The organism is Sphingopyxis witflariensis, from assembly GCF_002205635.1.
GTDB classification, from domain to species: Bacteria; Pseudomonadota; Alphaproteobacteria; order Sphingomonadales; family Sphingomonadaceae; genus Sphingopyxis; species Sphingopyxis witflariensis.
This window is the reverse complement of record NZ_NISJ01000008.1, coordinates 25,001-46,010: the sequence shown is the minus strand read 5'-3', so window position 1 is coordinate 46,010 and position 21,010 is coordinate 25,001. Positions and strand designations below refer to the sequence as shown.

General features: G+C 63.9%; 19 protein-coding genes. 16 read left to right on the top strand and 3 right to left on the bottom strand.

Going from position 1 to position 21,010, the window contains the following annotated elements:
- Positions 1 to 105 precede the first annotated feature (105 nt).
- From eda to tgt, 8 genes are all read left to right on the top strand, one after another.
- Complete coding sequence (gene eda, locus CDQ91_RS14335) at positions 106 to 726, top strand: bifunctional 4-hydroxy-2-oxoglutarate aldolase/2-dehydro-3-deoxy-phosphogluconate aldolase (RefSeq protein ID WP_088473415.1); 621 nt, start codon at positions 106 to 108, stop codon at positions 724 to 726.
- Between the two features lie 163 nt (positions 727 to 889).
- Entirely contained in the window at positions 890 to 2,449 is a 1,560-nt protein-coding gene (locus CDQ91_RS14330) for an HAD-IB family hydrolase (protein ID WP_237245992.1), read from the top strand.
- A gap of 139 nt (positions 2,450 to 2,588) precedes the next feature.
- On the top strand, positions 2,589 to 4,931 hold the full coding sequence (locus CDQ91_RS14325; protein ID WP_088473413.1) for a glycerol-3-phosphate 1-O-acyltransferase: 2,343 nt from the start codon (positions 2,589 to 2,591) through the stop codon (positions 4,929 to 4,931).
- Positions 4,924 to 6,468 (top strand): wax ester/triacylglycerol synthase family O-acyltransferase, encoded by a 1,545-nt coding sequence (locus CDQ91_RS14320; RefSeq protein WP_088473412.1) that lies wholly within the window; start codon positions 4,924 to 4,926, stop codon positions 6,466 to 6,468. The genes CDQ91_RS14325 and CDQ91_RS14320 overlap by 8 nt, the downstream gene beginning before the upstream one ends.
- Positions 6,469 to 6,491: 23 nt before the next feature.
- Positions 6,492 to 7,940: a DUF3336 domain-containing protein gene (locus CDQ91_RS14315; RefSeq protein WP_088473546.1), complete on the top strand. Its 1,449-nt coding sequence runs from the start codon at positions 6,492 to 6,494 to the stop codon at positions 7,938 to 7,940.
- A gap of 2 nt (positions 7,941 to 7,942) precedes the next feature.
- Entirely contained in the window at positions 7,943 to 8,791 is an 849-nt protein-coding gene (locus tag CDQ91_RS14310) for an alpha/beta hydrolase (protein ID WP_088473411.1), read from the top strand.
- Positions 8,792 to 8,850: 59 nt separating this feature from the next.
- Entirely contained in the window at positions 8,851 to 9,339 is a 489-nt protein-coding gene (locus CDQ91_RS14305; protein ID WP_088473410.1) for a hemerythrin domain-containing protein, read from the top strand.
- 193 nt (positions 9,340 to 9,532) lie between these two features.
- Entirely contained in the window at positions 9,533 to 10,657 is a 1,125-nt protein-coding gene (gene tgt, locus CDQ91_RS14300; protein WP_088473409.1) for a tRNA guanosine(34) transglycosylase Tgt, read from the top strand.
- On the opposite strand, the gene CDQ91_RS21320 is transcribed toward tgt, so the two are convergent.
- Positions 10,658 to 10,828: a NepR family anti-sigma factor gene (locus tag CDQ91_RS21320; RefSeq protein WP_158213688.1), complete on the bottom strand. Its 171-nt coding sequence runs from the start codon at positions 10,826 to 10,828 to the stop codon at positions 10,658 to 10,660. It lies immediately after the preceding gene.
- A gap of 210 nt (positions 10,829 to 11,038) precedes the next feature.
- On the opposite strand from CDQ91_RS21320, the gene CDQ91_RS14295 reads away from it, so the two are divergent.
- The 7 genes from CDQ91_RS14295 (at position 11,039) to xth (ending at position 18,107) form a co-directional block, all read left to right on the top strand.
- Positions 11,039 to 11,830: a response regulator gene (locus tag CDQ91_RS14295; protein ID WP_088473408.1), complete on the top strand. Its 792-nt coding sequence runs from the start codon at positions 11,039 to 11,041 to the stop codon at positions 11,828 to 11,830.
- 162 nt (positions 11,831 to 11,992) lie between these two features.
- A complete protein-coding gene (locus CDQ91_RS14290; protein ID WP_088473407.1) occupies positions 11,993 to 14,710 on the top strand; it encodes a bifunctional [glutamine synthetase] adenylyltransferase/[glutamine synthetase]-adenylyl-L-tyrosine phosphorylase in 2,718 nt (905 codons plus the stop codon).
- Entirely contained in the window at positions 14,707 to 15,174 is a 468-nt protein-coding gene (locus CDQ91_RS14285) for a peroxiredoxin (protein ID WP_088473406.1), read from the top strand. The genes CDQ91_RS14290 and CDQ91_RS14285 overlap by 4 nt, the downstream gene beginning before the upstream one ends.
- The gene (locus CDQ91_RS14280) at positions 15,171 to 15,962 is read left to right on the top strand and encodes a ferritin-like domain-containing protein (protein ID WP_088473405.1); all 792 of its coding nucleotides are present in this window, start codon (positions 15,171 to 15,173) and stop codon (positions 15,960 to 15,962) included. Before CDQ91_RS14285 ends, CDQ91_RS14280 begins: the two co-directional genes overlap by 4 nt.
- A 140-nt stretch (positions 15,963 to 16,102) precedes the next feature.
- The gene (locus CDQ91_RS14275; protein ID WP_237245991.1) at positions 16,103 to 16,777 is read left to right on the top strand and encodes a M23 family metallopeptidase; all 675 of its coding nucleotides are present in this window, start codon (positions 16,103 to 16,105) and stop codon (positions 16,775 to 16,777) included.
- Between the two features lie 93 nt (positions 16,778 to 16,870).
- Positions 16,871 to 17,212, top strand: a complete 342-nt coding sequence (erpA, locus tag CDQ91_RS14270) for an iron-sulfur cluster insertion protein ErpA (RefSeq protein WP_088473403.1) — start codon at positions 16,871 to 16,873, stop codon at positions 17,210 to 17,212.
- A 121-nt stretch (positions 17,213 to 17,333) separates the two neighbouring features.
- Positions 17,334 to 18,107, top strand: coding sequence for an exodeoxyribonuclease III (xth, locus tag CDQ91_RS14265; protein ID WP_088473545.1), 774 nt, complete (start codon positions 17,334 to 17,336; stop codon positions 18,105 to 18,107).
- Between the two features lie 3 nt (positions 18,108 to 18,110).
- On the opposite strand, the gene CDQ91_RS14260 is transcribed toward xth, so the two are convergent.
- Together CDQ91_RS14260 and CDQ91_RS14255 are read right to left on the bottom strand one after the other, a co-directional pair.
- Positions 18,111 to 18,398 carry a putative quinol monooxygenase gene (locus tag CDQ91_RS14260; protein ID WP_088473402.1) on the bottom strand — a complete coding sequence of 96 codons (288 nt, stop codon included), beginning with the start codon at positions 18,396 to 18,398 and terminating at the stop codon, positions 18,111 to 18,113.
- Positions 18,398 to 19,579, bottom strand: a complete 1,182-nt coding sequence (locus CDQ91_RS14255; protein WP_088473401.1) for an N-acetyltransferase — start codon at positions 19,577 to 19,579, stop codon at positions 18,398 to 18,400. Before CDQ91_RS14255 ends, CDQ91_RS14260 begins: the two co-directional genes overlap by 1 nt.
- Before the next feature lie 173 nt (positions 19,580 to 19,752).
- On the opposite strand from CDQ91_RS14255, the gene CDQ91_RS14250 reads away from it, so the two are divergent.
- Complete coding sequence (locus CDQ91_RS14250) at positions 19,753 to 20,799, top strand: fatty acid desaturase family protein (RefSeq protein WP_237245990.1); 1,047 nt, start codon at positions 19,753 to 19,755, stop codon at positions 20,797 to 20,799.
- Positions 20,800 to 21,010: the final 211 nt, after the last annotated feature.

The following is a 21,010-nucleotide window of genomic DNA, read 5'->3' as shown; positions in this document are numbered from 1 at the left end:
TGAGCTTGTCGAAGCACCGTCCTTTTTTCTGCGTAGCGAGAATAGAAGAACGGTGCTTCGACAAGCTCAGGGCGAACGGCGTGTTGAGTTAAAACGGAGAATAATATGACCGACAAAAGCATCGACCAGCTCATGCGCCTCGCGCCCGTCATCCCCGTGATCGTGATCGACCGGGTCGAGGATGCGGTGCCGATGGCCGAGGCGCTGGTTGCGGGCGGCCTGACCGTGCTTGAAGTGACGCTGCGTACCCCGGCTGCGCTCGACGCCATCACGGCGATGAAGAGCGTCAAGGGCGCAATCGTCGGCGCGGGCACCGTTCTCAATCCGGCGATGCTCGGCGCCGCGATCGATGCGGGTTCCGAATTCATCGTCTCGCCGGGCCTCACCGACAATCTCGGCAAAGCGGCGGTCGCCAGCGGGATTCCGTTCCTCCCGGGCATCGCCAATGCGGGCGATATCATGCGCGGGCTCGACCTCGGGCTCGAGCGCTTCAAATTCTTCCCCGCGGCGACCAGCGGCGGCATCCCGGCGCTGAAGGCGCTCGCGGGTCCGTTCGGTCAGGCGCGCTTCTGCCCGACCGGCGGGATCAGCGCCGCGAATGCCCCCGAATGGCTCGCGCTGGGTCCCGTGCTGTGCGTCGGCGGCAGCTGGGTCGTCCCCTCGGGGCCGCTCGACCCAGCGCGGATCGAGGCATTGGCAAAGGAAGCGGCGGCGCTTCGTCCCTGACCGTTATCCCGGCCTCTGCGACTACCTGCAGGCACAGAGGCCGGAATGACGATTTTCTGTGAACTGGCTGCATTGATTAACCCCATCTTACCTGCCATCGTGCAGGCACAAGGCGGCAAACAAGCCGCTGTGGGGAGGGTATGTGCCAAGACCACAACCGCATTTGGAAGAAGTTCTCCAATCCGAACCCGGACCGCATATTGCGGCGCTCTTCGATTTCGACGGCACCATCATCTCGGGCTATTCGGCGACGGCGATGCTCCGCGAGAAATTTCAGCGCCGCGAAATGTCGGTCGAGGAAATCGCCGAGACCGCACAGGTGATCGCGCAGCACAGCCTCGGCACCATCGGCTTTTCGGGGCTGATGTCGGGCGCAGCCAAATTCATGAAGGGCGTCGAGGAAGAGAGCTTCATCGAGTTTGGCGAAGAACTTTACAAAAAGCATATCGCGCGGAAGATTTATCCTGAAGCCCGTGCGATCATCGAGGCGCATCAGGCGAAGGGGCACCGCGTCGCGATCATCTCGTCGGCGACCATCTATCAGATCGAACCGACCGCGCGCGATCTGGGCATCGAGGATATCAAATGCTCGGCCTATGAGATTGAGGATGGGGTGTTCACCGGCGAGATCATCCGGCCCTTGTGTTTCGGCGAGGGCAAGGTGCTCGCCGCCGAGGAGCTCGCCGCCGAATATGGCCTCGATCTCGACCAGAGCTTTTTCTATTCGGACAGCGACGACGATATCGAACTGCTCGAACGCGTCGGCAAGCCGCGCCCGCTCAACCCCAATCTGAAACTCAAGGCGATTGCCGAAGAAAATGGCTGGCCGGTGCAGCGCTTCGGCAGCCGCGGCACGCCAAGCTGGGTCGATTATACCCGCACCATCTATGCCACCGGCTCGCTCGTCGGCGCCTTTGCCGCGGGGCTTCCGATCTGGGCGCTCACCCGTTCGCAGCGCGAGGCAGCCAATTTTTCGATCGGCCTGTTCGGCGATTTCGCGACCGCGATCACGGGGGTCGAACTCGATGTCGAGGGCGAGAAGAATCTGTGGGCGGCGCGCCCGTGCGTTTTCATCTTCAACCACCAGAGCAAGGCCGATGTGATGATCCTGGCCAAGCTCATCCGCCGCGATATGGGCGGGGTGGGGAAGAAGGAAATTCGGGACATCCCGATCCTCGGCAAGTTGATGGAATGGGGTGGCACCGTCTTCGTCGACCGTGCCGACGGCAAGAGCGCGATCAAGGCGATGGAGCCGCTGGTCGATGCGATCAGGATCGAGGGAAAATCGATCTGCATCTCGCCCGAAGGCACGCGCAGCCTGACGCCCAAGCTCGAACCCTTCAAAAAGGGCGCCTTTCATCTGGCGATGCAGGCGGGGGTGCCGATCGTCCCGATCGTGATTCATAACGCCACCGATGTCGCGCCGAAGAATGAGTTTGTGATGCGCCCTGCGACGGTGCGTGTCACCGTGCTCGACCCGGTCGAAACGTCGAAATGGAGCGCCCGGACGCTGAACAATCATGTCCGCGACGTCCGCAACATGTTCCTGCGCACGTTGGGGCAGGCGGAAGAGACGGTCGCGGAATCGGTGGCGAAGGACGCGCCGCCGCCCGAGGCGAAGGCCGAAAAACCGGCGCCGAAAAAGGTCCCGGTCAAGAAAGTGGCGGCGACGAAAAAGCCGCCTGCGAAGAAAGCCTCCCCACGAAAGGGAGGAGCGACCTAAAATATGATGCACCCCGTCATTGCGAGCGAGGCGAAGCAATCTCCAGCTAGCGGCCATAACAGGCCGGTAACAGGAGATTGCCGCGTCGCCTTCGGCCCCTCGCAATGACGGACGGCATCCGGATGGCGAGGGCCGATTGATGGCTGACGGAACGCCCCGTTTGCCGCTCGCGGCGGAAACCGAAACGGCCGACCGTCTCTACATCATTGATGCCCGTAACCGCGTCGAGCGGCGCGTGCTGCTCGACTGGATCCACGCGACATCTGGCGATCAGGAACCCGAGTGGGTCAGCCTGGCGATCGCCGACGGCGATCATGCGCTCGACCTCGATCAGTTGAAAGCGCGTCTCGCGGGTGCCTCCGAACGGCCGGTCGTGCCGCTACGCGTCGCGTGGCGCATCCCCAATTTCGAGCGCGACCGCGCGCTCAAGCTCCGCCATCTGATCTTCGGTGACCCGCGCCAGCCGGGATCGCTGCGCGCGCGGCTGATCCTGTGGCGCGACCGTCGCCGCGCCCAGATTTTGGTGGGGGAGGCGGCGACGCAGGCAGCGCTCAAGGCCCGTTTTCTCGCCCAGACCGGGGGCGGTGACGAGGGCGACGGCGAATTTGCGGGCTTCGTCGCGCGGCAGGCGGGGCTGGCGCTCGACGTCGCCGAACGCGGCATCCGCGGCAGCCGCTACAAGGTGCCGCGCTTCGTTGCCGACAGTCTGCGCACCGACCCGCGTTTCCGCGCCGCGCTCGCCGACTTGTCGGCTTCGCTTGATCGCCCCGTCGCCGACCTGCTGCGCGAAGCGCGCCCGATGATGAAGGAGGTCATCGCGCGGCCGAGCGCGCTCTTCCTCGATCTGCGCGCGCGGCTCGATCGCATGATGTTTGGCGGCTATGCGCCCGCGATGGAGATCGATGCGGTGGAGCTTGCGAAGCTGCGCGGGATATTGCGCGAGCATCCGACCTGCATCCTCTTCACCCACAAAACCTATATCGACGGCGCGACGCCCAGCCGCCTGCTCTATGAGAGCGACATGCCGATGCTCCACAGCTTCGGCGGCGCCAATCTCGATTTTGCGGTGATGGGCGAATTTTTCCGCCGTTCGGGGATGATCTTCATCCGCCGCAGCTTTCAGGATCAGCCGGTCTATAAGGCGGTGCTGCGCCATTATATCGCGTGGCTGCTCGCCAAGCGTTTCCCACTGTCCTGGGCGTTCGAAGGTACGCGCTCGCGGCTCGGCAAGCTGATGCCGCCCAAATATGGCCTCATGAAATATGTTCTCGACGCCGCGCACGCAACGGGGACGCGCGACGTGCATTTCGTGCCCTTTGTGACCAGCTTCGACCTCATCCGCGATGTCGAGGAATATGCCGCCGAACAGACGGGTCGGAGCAAGAAGCCCGAATCGCTGAGCTGGTTCCTCGGCTATATGAAGAGCCTGAAGGAACCGTCGGGGCGCATCCGGCTCGACATCGGCGAGCCGGTGGTGATCGATACGGCGCCCGCCCCCGACGACAAGCGCGCGCTCGAGAAAATCGCTTTCGCCGTCGCGGTCGAGGCGAACCGCGTGACCCCGCTCACCGTCACTTCGGTGATGTGCCTGATCCTGCTCGGCACCGCGCCGCGCGGCGTGACCGCCGCCGAACTGCTCGCCACCATCGGCGCGGTCACCGATTGGGCGCGGGCGCGCGGCATCCGCCTCAGCCGTGAACTCGAAAGCAGCGACAACGCCGCGCTGTCGGCCACGGTCGACACGCTCGTCGCGAGCGGGCTGCTGACGCGTTACGAGGCGGGCAGCGAAAATGTCTATTCGATCGAGCCCGCCAAGCATCCGATGGCGAGCTATTATCGCAACATCATCGCGCATCATTTTCTCGACCGCGCGATGATCGAACTCGCGCTGTGCGAACTGCGCGACGCCGACAGCCGCGATGCGACCGCTGCCTTTTGGGCGAAGATCGACCGGCTGCGCGATCTGTTCAAATTCGAATTTTTCTATCCGCCGCGCGACGAGCATCGCGCCGCGCTGGAGGCCGAACTCGAACGCATCGACCCGGTGTGGGACCGCCGCCTCGCCAGCGGCGATCGCGGCGTCGCGCAGCTCATCCGTCGCTGCCAACCGCTCGTCGGCCATGCGATATTGCTGCCCTTCGCCGAGGCTTATTCGGTCGTCGCCGAGATATTGGCGCGCGCGCGGCCGGGCGATGAGGTCGATGAAAAGGCGCTGCTCGACGCCGCGCTGACCGAGGGGAAGCAGGCCTATCTGCTCCGCCGGATCAGCAGCGAGGCGGCGATTGGCAAATTGCTGTTCGCCAACGGCCTGTCGCTGATGCGCCACATCGGGCTTGCCGACACCGCGACCCCTGACAGCCTGATCGCGCGCCGCGCGCTGCTGATCGAATTGCGCGGGCTCGCCAATGTCATGGAATCGATGCGCCTCACGACACTGGCGCTCGCCGATCGTTTGCCGACCCCAGGAGGATCAGATGCTTAAGCAGCTAAGCGCGCAGGACGCCCAGTTCCTCTACACCCAGACCGCGAACAATCTGACGCACATCATGGGGGTCTATATCTACGATCCCTCGACCGCGCCGGGCGGCTTTGTGCGTTTCAAGGACATCATCCGCCACGTCGAAAGCCGCGTCCACACTTCGCCTCTGTTCAAGCGTCGGCTCCACCGCCTGCCGTTCGACATGGATCATCCCTATTGGGTCGAGGACGAGCATTTCGATATCGAGGCGCATATGAGCCACGCGCGCCTGCCCGAACCCGGCGACTGGCGGCAATTCTGCATCGCGGTCGCGCGCCATTTCTCGAAGCCGATGGATATGAACCGGCCGCTCTGGGACATTTACATCATAGAGGGGCTCGACCGGATCCCGGGCATCCCGAAGGGCAGCTTTGCGATGCTTCACCGCGTCCATCATGCCGCGGTCGACGGTGCATCGGGTGCCCACGCCTTTGTCGCGATGAGCGATATTGATGCGAAGGGCACCCCCGCGATTGCCGAACCGCCGCCGGTCGAGGATCTGGGCGACGCGCCGACGAGCGCCGAAACCCTCTCGCGTGCCTGGTCGGCGTCGATGCAGTCGCCGGTCAAATTCATGAACGCGCTGATGAAAATGTCGCCCGCGATCATCTCCGCGGCGCGCAAATCGATCGCAGAGGGTGGCATGACTGCGGGAGTTCCCGAAACGCGCTTCAACGCGCCGGTCGGCCCGCACAAGATGTTCGACGGGACGTCGGTGGCGCTCGCCGATGTCGCGGCGATACGCAAGAAGGTGCTCGGCGCGACGGTCAATGATGTCGTCCTCACCACCGTCGGCGGGGCGCTGCGCAAATATCTGGCGCAGCATAAGGAGTTGCCGAAGGACAGTCTGGTCGCGGTCGCGCCGATCAACTTGCGCGGCAAGGGTGGCAAGGCGTCGAAACCGGGCAATCAGGTGTCGGCGATGAGTGTTCCGGTACGCAGCGACCTCGCCGATCCGCTCGCGCGGCTGGCGGCGATCCGCGACTATACGGTCGAGGCGAAGGAGGCGAAGGCCGGGGTCAGCGCGCGGATCATGACCGACCTGTCGCAGCATATTCCGGGCGCGACGATGGCGGCGGTCGCGCGGCTCGTCACCAGCGAGCGTTTCGCGGTGCGCGGCACCAATCTTTTCATCTCGAACGTGCCGGGGGCGCAGGTGCCGCTCTATCTCGCGGGCGCGCAGCTTGTGACGCAGCATGGCATGGCGCCGCTCGCCAACAATATGGGGCTGTTCGTCGCTACGCCCAGCTATAACGGCCGGATCGCCTTTTCGATCGTCTCCGAACGCGCGGTCATGCCCGACATCGCCTTTTTCCGCGAGTGTATCGAAGATAGCTTCGCCGATCTGATGGCGGCTGTGCCCAAGTCTGAAAAGGCGAAAGCCGCTACGGCAGAGCCGAAGGCTGTGCCCAAGGCGAAGGGCGCGACGAAAGCGCCGGCGAAGGTCACGCGGAAACCGGTTGCCAAAGGCAACGCAACCAGCAAGACTCAGAAAAAATAAACCATGTCTTGCAGGACGACCGCATGTTTTTCACCCCGACGCTCAGCGCCGACCGCGATCTCGTGACCGCACCTGACTATGCCGCCTGGTCGCAAGCGGCCCGGGACCATGACCGGAAATCGGGATTGCAGGCGTGGCGTGACAGCGACGAGAGCAAGCATTTCGACTATAAAGCGATCCGCGCGCGGCTCGACCGGCTGCGTAAATTGTCGGCGGCGGGCGACGTGAAGGGGCTGCTCTTCGTCCTCAATGAAGGCATCCACGGTAATATCGACGGCATGGGCCACGAACGGCTTTACCAGAAGGCGCGCTTCGGTACGAAAAAGCTGATCGAGGATTATGTTGCGGAGGTTGTGTCGGCGTTGGACCGGATCGCCGCGGCGCGCAGCATCGACCGCGACGAAAAACGCGATTTTTTCCGCCGTGCCCAGCATTGTTACGGCCGCTCGGCGCTGCTTTTGTCGGGATCGGGCAGCTTCCTTTACTTCCATGTCGGGGTCGCCAAGGCGCTGTGGTCCGAAGGCGTCTTGCCCTCGATCCTGTCGGGCGCCAGCGGCGGGTCGATCGTCGCCGCAATGGTGTGTACCCGCGCCGACCGCGATATTGGCGCTTGGCTCGATCAGGGCATGCTCGCCACCCCGGCGGTCGAGCGCGACTATCGGCGCATGGCGGCGGCCGATGTCGCCGACCGGCTCGCCGAACTCATCCCCGACCTGACCTTTCAGGAAGCCTATGAGATCAGCGGCCGCCACCTTAACGTCTCGGTCGCGCCCGCCGAAAAGCATCAGAACGGCCGGCTGCTCAACGCGATCACCGCGCCCAATGTGCTGATCCGCGAAGCCGTCGCCGCTTCGTGCGCGGTGCCCGGCGTGTTCCCGCCGGTGATGCTGATGGCGCGTGACGAAGCGGGCAACCGCGTTCCCTATCAGCCCGACCGGCGCTGGGTTGACGGGTCGGTGACCCATGATATCCCGACCAAGCGGCTCGAGCGCCTCTATGGCGTCAACCATCATATCGTCAGCCAGGCGAATCCGATCGCGCTGCCTTTCGCGACCGACACGCGCAAGCAGATGGCGCCGATCGAGGCGATCCAGCACGCTTCGATGGCGACCTTCAAGGCGTGGCTCAACGCCAATATGGTGATTTTTCAGAAGCCGCTGGAACTGGTGCCGCCGCTCAACAGCCTCGCCAATCTCGCGCGCTCGGTGATCAATCAGGAATATACCGGCGATATCAACATTATCCGCCCACCCAAATTCTGGTCGCCGACCAAGATCCTCTCCGATCTGCGTCAGGAGGACATCGACGAACTGGTCGACACCGGTCAGCGCACCGCCTGGCCCAAGATCGAAATGGTGCGGACGCAAACCGCGATCAGTCGCGCGCTGGAAGGGATTTTGGCCAGGATCGACAAGGCGGGCGACGACGGCCCGGGCCACCGCAGCGGCGCGCTTCAAAAGGCGGTGCGCTGATCATGGCGGCGGGCGCGGTGATTCTGCCCGCAGGATCGGCGGGCGCCGGCGCAAAGCTGCACGTCACTCACTGGCTGCCCGAAGGCCGCCCGCGCGCCATCGTCCTGCTTGCCCATGGCTATGCCGAACATGCCGGACGCTATAACCATGTTGCGAAGCGGCTGACCGATGCCGGCTATGCGCTTTACGCGATCGACCATTGGGGACATGGCCGGTCGGACGGCACCCCCGGTTTCGTCCCGCGCTTTTCGGCCTTCACCGACGGGATGGCCGAGTTGTTGACGCTGGTTGAAGTCAATCATGGCGACACGCCGCGCCTGCTGCTTGGGCACAGCATGGGCGGGTTGATCGCGACCCTGTTTTTGATCGAGCGGCAGCAGGCGTTCGTTGCCGCGGCACTGTCGGGCCCCGCGATACTGCCTGCCGCCCCGCCGTCGCGCTTCACCGTCTGGATCAGCCGTTTTCTGTCGCGCTTCTTCCCGCGCCTCGGCGTTCTGGCGCTCGATGCCAAGGGCGTGAGCCGCGATCCTGCGGTGGTGGCCGCCTATCAGGCTGACCCGCTCGTCTATCCGGGCAAAATCGGTGCGCGGCTGGGCAAGGAGTTTATGGATGCTATGGCTGCAGCGCAGGCCGGGGCGCCTGAAATCACGCTGCCGATCCTGATCCAGCATGGCGAGGCGGACCGACTGACCTCCCCCGACGGTTCGCGCTATTTGTTCGAGCATGTTTCGTCGGCCGACAAGCTACTCAAAATCTATCCCGGCTTGTTCCACGAAATCTATAACGAGCCCGAACAGGGTGTGGTGCTTGATGATCTGGTCGGCTGGTTCGACGCGCATATCGCGGACTGATCGGCCCCGCACCGGAACCCCCTGCATCGGAAACCGTTCTTTTCCTCAAGGAGAAGGACATGGCCGAAACCAAAATCTTCGCGCGGCTGAAGGCCGATCATGATCGCCACCGCAAATTGCTGGGGCAGATCGACGACACCCACGGCGACAGCCCCGAGCGCGAAAAGCTGTTCGAGGCGTTTCGCATCGAGGTGACCGCGCATGCGGCGTCGGAAGAAATGTCGCTCTATGCGACAATGCTCGGCAAGCCTGACCTGCGCGACGAGGCGCAGCATAGCGTCGCCGAGCATAAGGAAATCGACGATCTGCTGACCGAACTTTACGAGATGGATTTTGCCTCGACCGGCTGGCTGACCCGCTTTCGCACGATGAAGCACCGCTACCTCCACCATATCGACGAAGAGGAGGAAGAGATGTTCCCCGAGGCCGAGGAAGGTCTGTCTGAGGCGAAGAAAAAGGAGCTCGCGGCGATCTTCGACAAGCAGAAGCCGAAGGAGAAAGCCAAGGCTGCGGCTGACGAGCCTTCGAGTGAGGAGGCTAAGGAATAGCTCCGTCCAGATCCTCCCTGTGGCGAAGCCATAGGGAGGGGGCCGCCGCTGCAGGCGGCGGTGGAGGGGCCGCAACGTCAGCGCCAAAGTCCCTCCGTCAGCGCTTCGCGCTGCCACCTCCCCATGCCTACGGCACAGGGAGGATCGGTCGCCGCCTCGACTTTTGGCACTTTGCCCGCCATAGGCGCGCGCCATGACCGACCGATTCACATTCTCGATCGCCGCAACCGACGGCGCTGCGCGCACTGGCACCATCGCGATGAAGCGCGGAGAGATTCGCACTCCCGCCTTCATGCCCGTCGGCACCGCGGCGACGGTGAAGGCGATGCGGCCTGCCGAAGTGCGCGCGACCGGCGCCGACATCATTCTTGGCAACACCTATCATCTGATGCTGCGCCCCACCGCCGAGCGGATGGCGCGGTTGGGCGGGCTTCACAATTTCATGGGCTGGGATCGCCCGATCCTGACCGACAGCGGCGGCTATCAGGTGATGAGCCTGTCGGCGCTGACCAAGCAGAGCGAGGAAGGCGTCGCCTTCAAGAGCCACCTCGACGGCTCGCGCCATATGCTGACCCCCGAACGCTCGATGGAAATCCAGCGCCTGCTGGGCAGCGACATCGTGATGGCGTTCGACGAATGCCCGCCGAACGGCGTCGATGCCAAGCGCGCCGAGGCGAGCATGGATCGTTCGATGCGCTGGGCGGCGCGCAGCCGCGCCGGTTTTGACGCCGGGGGCGAACATGCCGAACGGTCGGCGCTGTTCGGGATTCAGCAAGGCTCGCTCGACGAGACATTGCGCGCGCGTTCGGCGGCGGCACTGACCGATATTGGCTTCGACGGCTATGCGATCGGCGGGCTTGCGGTGGGTGAGGGGCAGGAGGCGATGTTCGGCGTCCTCGATTTTGCACCGGCACAGCTTCCCGCCGACAAGCCGCGTTACCTGATGGGGGTCGGCAAGCCCGACGATCTGGTCGGTGCGGTCGCGCGCGGGGTCGATATGTTCGATTGCGTGCTGCCGACGCGCTCGGGACGCAACGGCCAGGCCTTTACATGGGACGGTCCGGTCAACATCCGCAACGCGAAGCACGCCGAGGATATGGGGCCGCTCGATGCGTCATGCGCTTGCCCGGTGTGCACCACCTGGTCGCGCGCCTATCTTCATCATCTGGTGCGTTCGGGCGAAATGCTCGGCGCGATGCTGATGACGCAGCATAATCTGCATTTTTATCAGGATCTGATGCAGGGGATGCGCGATGCGATCGCCGCCGGACGCTTCACTTCGTTCCAGAGTGACTTCGACGCGCGCTATAAGCGCTGATCAATCCAGCTTGTTGAGCAGGTCCAGCATCGACTGCGGGATCACTTCGTCGACCGCAGACTCATAGGCCCGGCGCAGGGCGATGTTCACATCCTGCGACTTTTTGGGGATTTTCTTTTCCGCGTCCTTTCCGGCCGGCTTTTGAGGCGACGGGCCGGATTCAGGTGACATTATCGAAGTATCCGTTGGACATAGGACCTATTGCTAACGGCGCACACACCAAACTGCAATGCGCCTTTGTTCTGTCCACATGAAACTATTTTGCGGCTAAATCGTTCCGCTATGGCATAATTATGTCGGGCGCGGGCGATGTGCGCACGCTATTGTCGTGCTTTTGCGTGGGTTTCGAGGCAGGCTCGGTCCTGTATGAGGAGGTTTTACATGTCATTGGGTCAGGCGATCGCGCCGCATCTTCCCTATCTGCGACGCTACGGCCGCGCGATTTCGGGGAGCCAGCAGAGCGGCGATGCGCTGGTCGCGCGCCTGCTCGAGACGCTGGTGGCGCATCCGGACGCGGTCGATATCGAGAGCGACCTCAGAATCCAGCTCTACCGGATGGTTCATGACAATTTCGGACTGGTCTCTGAACGGGTTGCCGCTGACGAATCGGTCACCGCCGACATCGCGATCGCCGACGCGCGGTTACGCCGGATCCCGTCGCTTGCGCGTCAGGCCTTGCTGCTGACCGCGGTCGAGGGTTTCAGCGCGGCTGACACCGGCCGCATCATCGGCCGCGACGCCGACTCGGTGCGGGGCCTGATCGCCGAGGCGACCGACGAAATCGACCGCCAGACGCGCGCGCGCATCCTGATCATCGAAGACGAGCCGATCATCGCGATGGATATCGAAATGATCGTCCGCGACCTCGGCCATGACGTGGTCGGCGTCGCCACGACGCACCGCGAGGCGGTCGACGAGGCCAAGACCCACAAGCCCGGGCTCGTGCTCGCCGACATTCAGCTCGCCGACAATAGTTCGGGGATCGAGGCGGTGCAGGAAATCCTGACCGGCATGGCAGTGCCTGTCATTTTCATCACGGCTTTCCCCGAGCGATTGCTGACCGGCGACCGGCCCGAACCGGCCTTCCTGCTCACCAAGCCCTATCAGCCGGCGACGCTGCGCGCGGCGATTTCGCAGGTGCTGTTCTTCGACGAATCGACCGTTCCGGCCTGATATTGTCCGGCGTCCAAACCCGTCGTCATTGCGAGCGAAGCGAAGCAATCTAGGGCGGCTTGCGCCCACTCTGGATTGTCGCGTCGCCTTCGGCTCCTCGCAATGACGTGGTTGAGCCGTGGCCCTTGCCTCGCATTGCATCGCGGGCGATAGCGGCGTTTGATGACTATCCTTGATGTTCCCTGCCGCCAGTCGGCGCTCGACCGGCTCACCGCCAACGCGCCCTTTCTCGCGCGGCTGGCCGAGCTCAATCCCGACGATGTGACGCGCTTTCTGGCCGAAGGCACCGATGCGGCACTCGCGACGGTGACCCCGCCGCCCGTCGACGACGATATCATGATACGCCTGCGCCGCTGGCGCGGCCGCATCGCGCTGCTGCTCGCGCTCGGCGATCTTTCGGGCGAGCATGACGTCGCGGCGACCACCCGTCATCTGACGGTCTTTGCCGACGCCGCTTGCGATGCCGCGCTTGCAGCGGCCTTTGCCGAACGCCTGCCTGACGAAGTGCCGCAGGGACTGGCGGTGATCGCACTCGGCAAGCTGGGCAGTCATGAGCTCAACTATTCGTCGGACATCGACCCGATATTGATCTTCGACCCTGACACGCTGCCGCGCCGTTCGCGCGACGATCCGGCCGAAGCGGCGGTACGGATCGCACGACGGATGGTCGAAATCCTCTCGGCGCGCACCGCCGACGGCCATGTGCTGCGCGTCGACCTGCGTTTGCGCCCGCACCCCGAAGTGACGCCGATCGTGTTGCCGGTGAATGCAGCCATCTCCTATTATGAGTCCGAGGCGCTGGCGTGGGAGCAGGCGGCGTTTATCCGCTCTCGCGCCTCGGCGGGCGACCGCGCATTGGGCGCCAGTTTCCTGTCGGCGATTCAGCCTTTCATCTGGCGCCGCAGCCTCGATTTCCGGCAGCTCAAGGAAATCGGCGCGATGAGCGACCGCATCCGCGATCATTTCGCGCAGGGGCAGGCCTTTGGCCCCGGCTATGACCTGAAGCGCGGGCGTGGGGGTATCAGAGAAATCGAGTTTTTTGCGCAGGTCCATCAACTGATTTACGGCGGTCGCGATCCGTCGCTCCGACCGCCGGCAACGGTCGATGCGCTTACCGCGCTGACCGCGGCGGGGCGTATCGAGGCTGATGTCGCTGAGCGGCTAACGGGCCATTACGCGACGCTGCGCCGGATTGAACACCGGTTGCAGATGATCGAGGATCAGCAGACGCACAGCCTGCCGACCCAGCCTGCAGCGCTCGATTGCGTTGCGCGGCTCGATGGCCATGCCGACGGTGCGGCGCTGCTCGCGATGCTCCTGCCTGTCGTGACCGACGTCGGCGCCTGCTACGACCGGCTCGTCGTCGAGCGCGCGGTGACCACGGGCCTGCCGCGCGACGAGGGCGATCTGGCCGTCCAGCTAAGGGCCGCGGGGTTCGACCCGCCCGACGCCGCGCTGCGCGCCATCGCCGAATGGCGCGCCGGAAAATTGCGCGCGCTGCGCAGCCCAGCCGCGCTCGATGCCCTCGAAACCGTGCTGCCCGAACTGGTCAAGGCGCTCGGCGCCGCGCCCGACCCGCAGGGCGCCTTGCTGCGCTTCGACAAGCTGGTCGCGGGATTGCCCAGCGCGATCAATTTCTTCCATCTGCTCGCCGCGCAGCCCGCGCTGGCGAAGATTGCGACGCGCATCCTGTCGATCGCGCCGACGCTCGCCGATGCGCTCAGCGCGCGGGTCGAGTTGATCGAAGGCCTGATCGATCAGCGCGCTTTCGATGCGCCCGCGACCAAGCAGCAATTGCGCGCCGAATGGGCGCCGGGGCTCGCCGGGCTCGACTATGAACGTCTGCTCGACCGGGTGCGCGACCGGGTGGGCGAGCGGCGCTTCGCCTATGGCGTGCAGTTGATCGCCGGGGCGACCGATCCGCTCGTCATCGCCTGCGGCTATTCCGAACTCGCCGAGGCTGCGCTCGGCGTGCTCGCCGACGCGACCATTGCCGAATTCGTCGCGGCGCACGGGCGGATCGCCGATAGCGAACTCGTCGTGCTGGCGCTCGGCCGACTCGGCGGGCGGGCGCTCACCCATGCGTCCGACCTCGATCTCATCTATCTCTTCACAGGCGATCATCTCGCCGAATCCGACGGGCCGCGCCCGCTCGGCGCGACGACCTATTACAACCGCCTCGCGCAGCGCGTGACCGCGGCGATGTCGGTGCCGACCGCCGCGGGCAAGCTCTATGACGTCGACACACGGCTGCGGCCGCAGGGCGCGCAGGGGCCGCTTGTCGTTACCCTCGACAGCTTCGAACGCTATCAGCGCGAGGAAGCCTGGACGTGGGAGCATATGGCGCTGCTGCGCGCGCGGCCGGTCTATGGTTCGGACACTGCACGCGCCGAGGTCGATCGCGTCATTGCCGACCTGCTTGCGACCCCTCGCGATCCCGCCAAGTTGGCGGCAGATGCCGGGGAGATGCGCGACAAGATCGCTGCGCACAAGCCAGCGAACGGTACGCTCGACATAAAAGGCGGACCGGGCGGACTCGTCGACCTCGAATTTGCGATGCAGGTGACGCAGCTTTCCAGTGGCCGGTGCCACGATCCCAATATCGCCGCCGCGCTTGCGTGCATGAAAGCGGTGGGGCTTGTCCCGGTGGAAGTTTGCGAAGCCCATGGCCTGCTTGCACGGATGCTCGTGATGCTGCGGCTGACGGCACCCGAGGGCGAACCCGCGACTGCAGCTGCGCGGCAACTTGTCGCCAGCGCATGCGGTGAGCCGGGCTGGCCGCAACTGCTTGCCGCGCACGACGCAGCGCGGCAGGAGATCGCCAACTGGTGGGCGTCGATTCGGCTCACCGCACGCCCCCAACAGGAGACAGCAATATGAGCGGCCTTTCGATCGGAGACGCGATTCCCGCGGTCAAACTCCAGGACGCCGACGGAGCGACGATCGACCTCGCCGCAATGAAGGGCGCGCCGCTTGTCGTCTATTTCTATCCCAAGGCCGACACGCCGGGTTGCACGACCGAAGCGCAGGACTTCACCCGTCTCGCACCCGAATTTGCACATCTGAACGCGCAGGTTCTCGCGGTATCGCGCGATGCGCCCGCGAAACTCTGCAAATTCCGCGACAAATATGGCCTGACCGTCCGCCTTGCCTCCGACGAGGAGGGCGCGGTGTGCGAAGCCTTCGGCACCTGGGTCGAAAAGCAGAATTATGGCCGCACCTATATGGGGATCGAGCGGTCTACCTTCCTGTTCGGCGCCGATGGAAAGCTGACCAAGGAGTGGCGCAAGGTTCGCGTGAAGGGCCATGCCGATGCGGTGCTGGAGGCTGCCAAAGCCCTGTGACCAGCCTCGGCGAAGCCGCGCGCGCGGTCCTTTTGACCCCTGACCCGCACGACAAGCGCAAAGCGGCGCGCAGCTTGGCGCGCGCGTGGCGGCAGGCGCGGCTTGCTCATCGCTGCGACGTCCGAATGCCCGACCAGCCTGCATGGCCCGCTGCGCCCGAGCTGCTTGCGCCCAACCAAATGCCCAAGCGCGGCAAGGGCGGGTCCGAGCGCGGTCGCATCGCGCTGCTTCACGCGCTCGCGCATATCGAATTTGTCGCGATCGACCTCGCGGTCGATATGGTCGGCCGATTCGGCGGCGAATTTCCGCCCGCCTTCGTCGACGACTGGATCGGGGTCGCCGCCGACGAGGCAATGCATTTCGCGCTGCTCGACCGGCGCTTGCGCGCGCTCGGTAGCCATTATGGGGCTCTGCCGGCGCATGCCGGGCTTTGGGAGGCCGCGCAGATCACTACCGATGACGCTCTGGCGCGGCTTGCGATCGTGCCGATGGTGCTCGAAGCGCGCGGACTCGATGTCACCCCGGCAACGATCGAACGATTCGAAGCGGCAGGCGATATGGTGTCCGCGGCGATCCTGTCGCGCATCTATGTCGACGAAATCCGGCATGTGAGCGCGGGCACAACATGGTTCGGCTGGCTGTGCGATAGAAGGGGATTCGAGCCTGCGGTGACATGGCAAAGCCTCGTAAAATCGCGATTTCGCGGCTCGTTGAAACCACCATTCAACGACTCAGCGCGCCACGATGCCGGTTTAACGCAAGAATTCTACGCCGTTATTGCTTCGTAAGGATTGGAACAGCACACAGGCTTCGCGGGGGATGAGCAATCATCCAAACCAACAAACACCGGCGCCAAGGCCTTTTGAGACTTTGGCGACATGGCAAACGCGGGGTCGTCGCTTTGATTAACACTCTTCTGGCTCAGAAGTTGCACCAAGCCGCCATCCTTTGTGCGGCAGCATGTTTCGGACTGGCCACCCCGGCCGTCCACGCCGCCGAAGCCGGCAGCTCGGCCGCTATCGTCGTTCCCGACGAACCCGATGATGACAGTTTCACCGCCGGTGTTCCGGCTCCCAGCGAAGACAGTGAAGCCCGCGCGATCTTCCAGGCGTGGAAGCGTCTCGACACCGGCCTCGCCGCTTCGGTCGGGGTTGCGGTGCCTTCGCGCCGCCCGATCGATGCGATGTCGCTTTCTTCATCCTATGGCATGCGCGTCCACCCGATCACCGGCAAAGTCGCGCGCCACAATGGCATCGATATTCCGGCGCCGCGTGGCACCGCGATCTACGCGACCGCCGACGGTATCGTCGGCCGCGCCCAGCGCCTTGGCGGTTACGGCAATTATGTCGAGATCGAACATGGCAACATGATCCAGACGCGCTACGGCCATATGTCTTCCTACATCGTCCGCCCTGGCCAACAGGTGAAGCGCGGCGAGATCGTCGGCTATGTCGGTTCGACCGGCCGCTCGACGGGCAACCACCTTCATTATGAAGTCCGCATCGAAGGTGCTCCGGTCAATCCGATGCCTTTCGTCCGGTCGGATCAGATGGCGATCGCGGCACTAACGGGAGACAAGCTCGCAATGGGCGGTCCCGAATAAAATAGCTTTCCTGGGTCGGAGAGGGAGGGGCGCCCTCCGGTCAAAAGGCCGGGGCGCCCTTTTTATTTGCGCCAAAGTCCCTATGTTGGGGCCATGGCCACGCAGCTTTCCGAAATCACCCTGTCCCCCGCCGCTGCCGCGCGCGTTCGCTGGATTGCGACACGCAAGGGCGGAACCGATGCCGCGCTGCGTCTCGCCGTCGATGGCGGCGGCTGTTCGGGCTTCTCCTATCGCTTCGGCCTCGCCGACAGCATCGATGACGATGACATTGTCACCGAAACCGACGGGGTGAAGCTCGTCGTCGATTCGGTCAGCATCGACCTGGTGCGCGGCTGCATCGTTGATTTCGTCGATTCGCTCGGCGGGTCGTCGTTCAAGGTCGAAAATCCCAACGCGGCCTCGGGCTGCGGCTGCGGGTCCAGCTTTTCGATCTAAAATCGTTTCCGGTTTCCGTTCGTGCTGAGCTTGTCGAAGCACCGTCCTTCTTTTAGGCAGAAGGAAAGAACGGCCCTTCGACAAGCTCAGGGCGAACGGAAAGAGAAGTCCGCCTGTGACCCTGAAAATCGCGACCTTCAATATCAACGGGATCAAGGCCCGTTTGCCGCGCCTCGTCGAATGGCTCGAAGAAACCCAGCCCGACATCGCCTGCCTTCAGGAACTGAAGTCGAGCGACGAAACCATGCCGACCAAGGAGATTGAGGCGGCGGGTTACGGCTTCCTCTATCATGGGCAAAAGGGCTTCAACGGCGTCGCGATTCTCGCCAGGGGCGCGCAGCCGGTCGAAACCCAGCGCGGGCTTGCCGGCGAGGATGAGGATGAACAGTCGCGCTATCTGGAGGCCGATGTGCACGGCGTCCGCGTCGCGTCCATCTATCTTCCCAACGGCAACCCGCAACCGGGACCGAAGTTTGACTACAAGCTGCGCTGGATGGCGCGGCTGCGCGAGCGGGCAAAGGTGCTGCTGGCGTCGGAGATTCCGACGATCCTGACCGGCGACTATAATGTCATCCCGCATGACGATGATGTGTGGGATCCGCGCGGGGGCATGGCGAACGACGCGCTGATGCAGCCCGAATCGCGCGATGCCTGGTTCCGCCTGCTCGGCGATGGCTGGACCGACGCACTGCGCAGCCGTCATCCGGCGGGCGGGGTCTGGACCTTCTGGGACTATCAGGCGGGCGGGTGGCAGCGCGACCATGGCTTTCGCATCGACCATCTGCTGCTCAGCCCCGCGCTAGCGGACCGGCTGGAGGGCGCCGGGGTCGACAAGGATCATCGCGGCCGTGAAAAGGCGAGCGACCACGCTCCGACCTGGGCGAAGCTCTCCTGAGGTTTAGGCGATCGCATCCATCAGGATGAAGGTGCCTTCCTGCCGTTGGTGCGCGTTGATCAGCGGTACCAGCCGCGTGAAATGCTCGGTCCGGCAGTGGATATCGAGCGCCGCGCGGTCGGGCCATTCTTCGATGAAGATGAAATGACCGGGATTCTTCTGATCGGTGAACAGCTCATAGGCGATGCACAGCGGCTCGGTTCGCGTTTGCTCGACCAGTTCGCGATAGAGCGGCAGGACGATTTCCACCGCTTCGGGCTTGATGAAATCTTCCGCGATGACCTTCAGCATCAGGCCCCGTCCGGGCCCAGCGCCTTGTCATAGATTTGATAGACGCGGTTGACCTTCGCCTCGATCGCCGCAGCGACCGCGTTCATCCCCTGATTGTCGTCGAGTACCCATCCGATGTCGCCGCGCTTCGCGCCATAATCGCGCACCGCATCGCGGCGGATATATTCGATCATCATGAACGCCAATGTGCTCGCCATGCGGCTGTTCTGCAGGCTCTTGACCACACCCATCAGCGGCACGCGCATCGCCTTGCTCTTGGGCTTGCGCAGCCACCACAGCAACCGCGCCCAGTTGAAGGGGAGGAGCGACCCTTCCATGTCGATCAGCTGCTCGTTGAGGTTGGGCAGCACGATCATGAAGGCTACGGGTTCGCCATCGACCTCGGCGACGCGGATCAGATCTTCGAACACCATGGTTTTCAGCTTTTTGCCGACAAAGGCGATTTCGCTGTCGGTCAACGGGACAAAGCCCCAATTGTCCGACCAGGCGTCGTTGAGGATCCCCATGATCAGCCGCGCTTCGTCATCGAAGCGGCGCTTGTCGACCTTGCGAATGCGGATGCGCGCGTTCTTTTCGCCCGCCGCGACGATACGGTTCACCAGCGGGGGAAAGCCCTCGACGATATCGACCGTGAAATTCAGCAACTGCTTGACCGGGCGATAACCGGCATCCTCGATCCAGCCGCGATAAAGTGGGCTGTTGTGGCCCATCATCACCGTTGGCGGTTTGTCGAAACCCTCGATCAGCAGGCCGGGCTCGTCCCAGATCGAAATCGACAGCGGCCCGAGCGCGCGGTGCATTCCCTGTACGCGCAGCCAATCTTCGGCTGCGTCCAGCAGGGTCTGTGTGGTGTCGCTATCCTCGGCTTCAAGCAGGCCCCAATTGCCGGTGCCGGGCCCCATGCCCTGCTCGGCGGGCTGGGCGAGCGCGAGCTCGTCGATATGCGCGGAGATGCGTCCAACGGTGCGTCCGTCGCGCCGTGCCAGGAACAGCTGCGCCTTGCCATGTTCGAACCAGGGATTCTTGCCAGGGGTAAGCAGCGCGAAAGCCTCGCCTTTCAGTGGGGGAACCCACGCCGGATCGCCGCGGTTTAGCCGGAAGGTCAGCTCGACAAATTCGCGCAAATCGGCTTTGTTTTTGACAGGGTGGATAGTGATCGGGCCTTGGGAATGCGCGGTCATGTCTGGTTTCCTGAAATGGGCGTCCTATATTCGGCTCGACGCATTAGGGCATCGCCGCCGCCGTGGCGACCTGCTTTTGGCCATTTTGCTGCCATGAAATCATGATGAAGAGCGAAGCTATGTTAGCGATGAACACTCTTGTCGATCGGCTGTCGGCTCCCTCCGGGGTGGCGATGCCGAAATCTGCGATTGCCGATGATATGGCGATGATCCGCGCCGCGTCGGAATTGACGCGCGATCTCACCGCGCCCAGCGCACGTATCTATTGGACTGATTTTCTCGCCTCGACCTTTATCGGCTATGCGGGGTGCGCGGCGGCGATTTTCGCGCCCTCTGCAGCGTGGATGCTCGCCGCTGCTTTCGTCGCGGTACTCGCACTCTATCGCGCGGGCAGTTTCATCCACGAACTGACCCATATTCGCAAAAATGCGCTGCCGGGTTTCCGCCTGACGTGGAACATTCTCGTCGGTGTGCCGATGCTGATCCCGTCCTTCCTCTATGAAGGCATCCACAGTCTGCACCATAACCGCACCAAATACGGCACGGCCGACGATCCCGAATATCTGCCGCTCGCGCTGATGAAGCCGTGGACGGTGCCATTGTTCGTCGTTGCGGCGGCCTTTGCGCCGCTCGCGTTGCTCTTCCGCTTTGCCGTGCTCACCCCACTGTCGTTCGCGATTCCGCCGCTGCGCCGGATCGTGATGGAGCGCTATTCGGGGCTGATCATCAACCCAATGTTCCGCCGCCGCCCGCCCGAGGGCGAGTTTCGTCGGCAATGGGCGTGGCAGGAAGGCGGCGCCTGGGCTTGGTCGACCTTGCTGATCGTCGCGGGCGTTCTGGGTTGGGTGCCGCTGCGCGCGCTGCTGATCTTCGGCGCGATCGCTTCGGCGACACTGGTGCTCAACCAGATTCGCACGCTCGTTGCGCATCTGTGGGAAAATGACGGCGACGTGCTGACGGTAACCGCGCAGTTTCTCGACAGCGTCAATGTCCCGCCGCCTGGCGTGCTGCCCGAGCTGTGGGCGCCGGTAGGGCTGCGCTATCATGCGCTGCATCATCTGCTGCCGGGGGTTCCTTATCACGCGCTGGGCGAGGCGCACCGTCGTTTGAAGGACGCGCTGCCCACCGATTCGCAATATCATGCCGCCAATTATCGCAGCCTGCCGAAGTTGGTGATCAACCTGGTCGCTGGTGCGGCGCGCGGCGGCGCCGCAACCTGAGCACCCAAGGTCCGGAGCCATCGGGTGATGGACGGGGCTGTTGCGCTGCGCCCACTCATCTTCGTCATCTAAAAATATAGGCTTTTGGGCCAGAGCCCGGTCAGACCCAAGGCTCACTCGTTGGAATGGCGCTAGGCTGCAGCCGTCAGCATTATAGAGCCACTGCATAGAGCGACGGCATCGATCCAGCCCTCGCTCGCGGCACCTGTTC

What these genes read in the sequence shown, in the direction of transcription:
- eda (WP_088473415.1), top strand. Translation starts at nt 106, where the DNA reads ATGACCGACAAAAGCATCGACCAGCTCATGCGCCTCGCGCCCGTCATC.
- CDQ91_RS14325 (WP_088473413.1), top strand. Translation starts at nt 2,589, where the DNA reads ATGGCTGACGGAACGCCCCGTTTGCCGCTCGCGGCGGAAACCGAAACG.
- CDQ91_RS14320 (WP_088473412.1), top strand. Translation starts at nt 4,924, where the DNA reads ATGCTTAAGCAGCTAAGCGCGCAGGACGCCCAGTTCCTCTACACCCAG.
- CDQ91_RS14315 (WP_088473546.1), top strand. Translation starts at nt 6,492, where the DNA reads ATGTTTTTCACCCCGACGCTCAGCGCCGACCGCGATCTCGTGACCGCA.
- CDQ91_RS14310 (WP_088473411.1), top strand. Translation starts at nt 7,943, where the DNA reads ATGGCGGCGGGCGCGGTGATTCTGCCCGCAGGATCGGCGGGCGCCGGC.
- CDQ91_RS14305 (WP_088473410.1), top strand. Translation starts at nt 8,851, where the DNA reads ATGGCCGAAACCAAAATCTTCGCGCGGCTGAAGGCCGATCATGATCGC.
- tgt (WP_088473409.1), top strand. Translation starts at nt 9,533, where the DNA reads ATGACCGACCGATTCACATTCTCGATCGCCGCAACCGACGGCGCTGCG.
- CDQ91_RS21320 (WP_158213688.1), bottom strand. Translation starts at nt 10,828, where the DNA reads ATGTCACCTGAATCCGGCCCGTCGCCTCAAAAGCCGGCCGGAAAGGAC.
- CDQ91_RS14295 (WP_088473408.1), top strand. Translation starts at nt 11,039, where the DNA reads ATGTCATTGGGTCAGGCGATCGCGCCGCATCTTCCCTATCTGCGACGC.
- CDQ91_RS14290 (WP_088473407.1), top strand. Translation starts at nt 11,993, where the DNA reads ATGACTATCCTTGATGTTCCCTGCCGCCAGTCGGCGCTCGACCGGCTC.
- CDQ91_RS14285 (WP_088473406.1), top strand. Translation starts at nt 14,707, where the DNA reads ATGAGCGGCCTTTCGATCGGAGACGCGATTCCCGCGGTCAAACTCCAG.
- erpA (WP_088473403.1), top strand. Translation starts at nt 16,871, where the DNA reads ATGGCCACGCAGCTTTCCGAAATCACCCTGTCCCCCGCCGCTGCCGCG.
- CDQ91_RS14260 (WP_088473402.1), bottom strand. Translation starts at nt 18,398, where the DNA reads ATGCTGAAGGTCATCGCGGAAGATTTCATCAAGCCCGAAGCGGTGGAA.
- CDQ91_RS14255 (WP_088473401.1), bottom strand. Translation starts at nt 19,579, where the DNA reads ATGACCGCGCATTCCCAAGGCCCGATCACTATCCACCCTGTCAAAAAC.
- CDQ91_RS14250 (WP_237245990.1), top strand. Translation starts at nt 19,753, where the DNA reads ATGCCGAAATCTGCGATTGCCGATGATATGGCGATGATCCGCGCCGCG.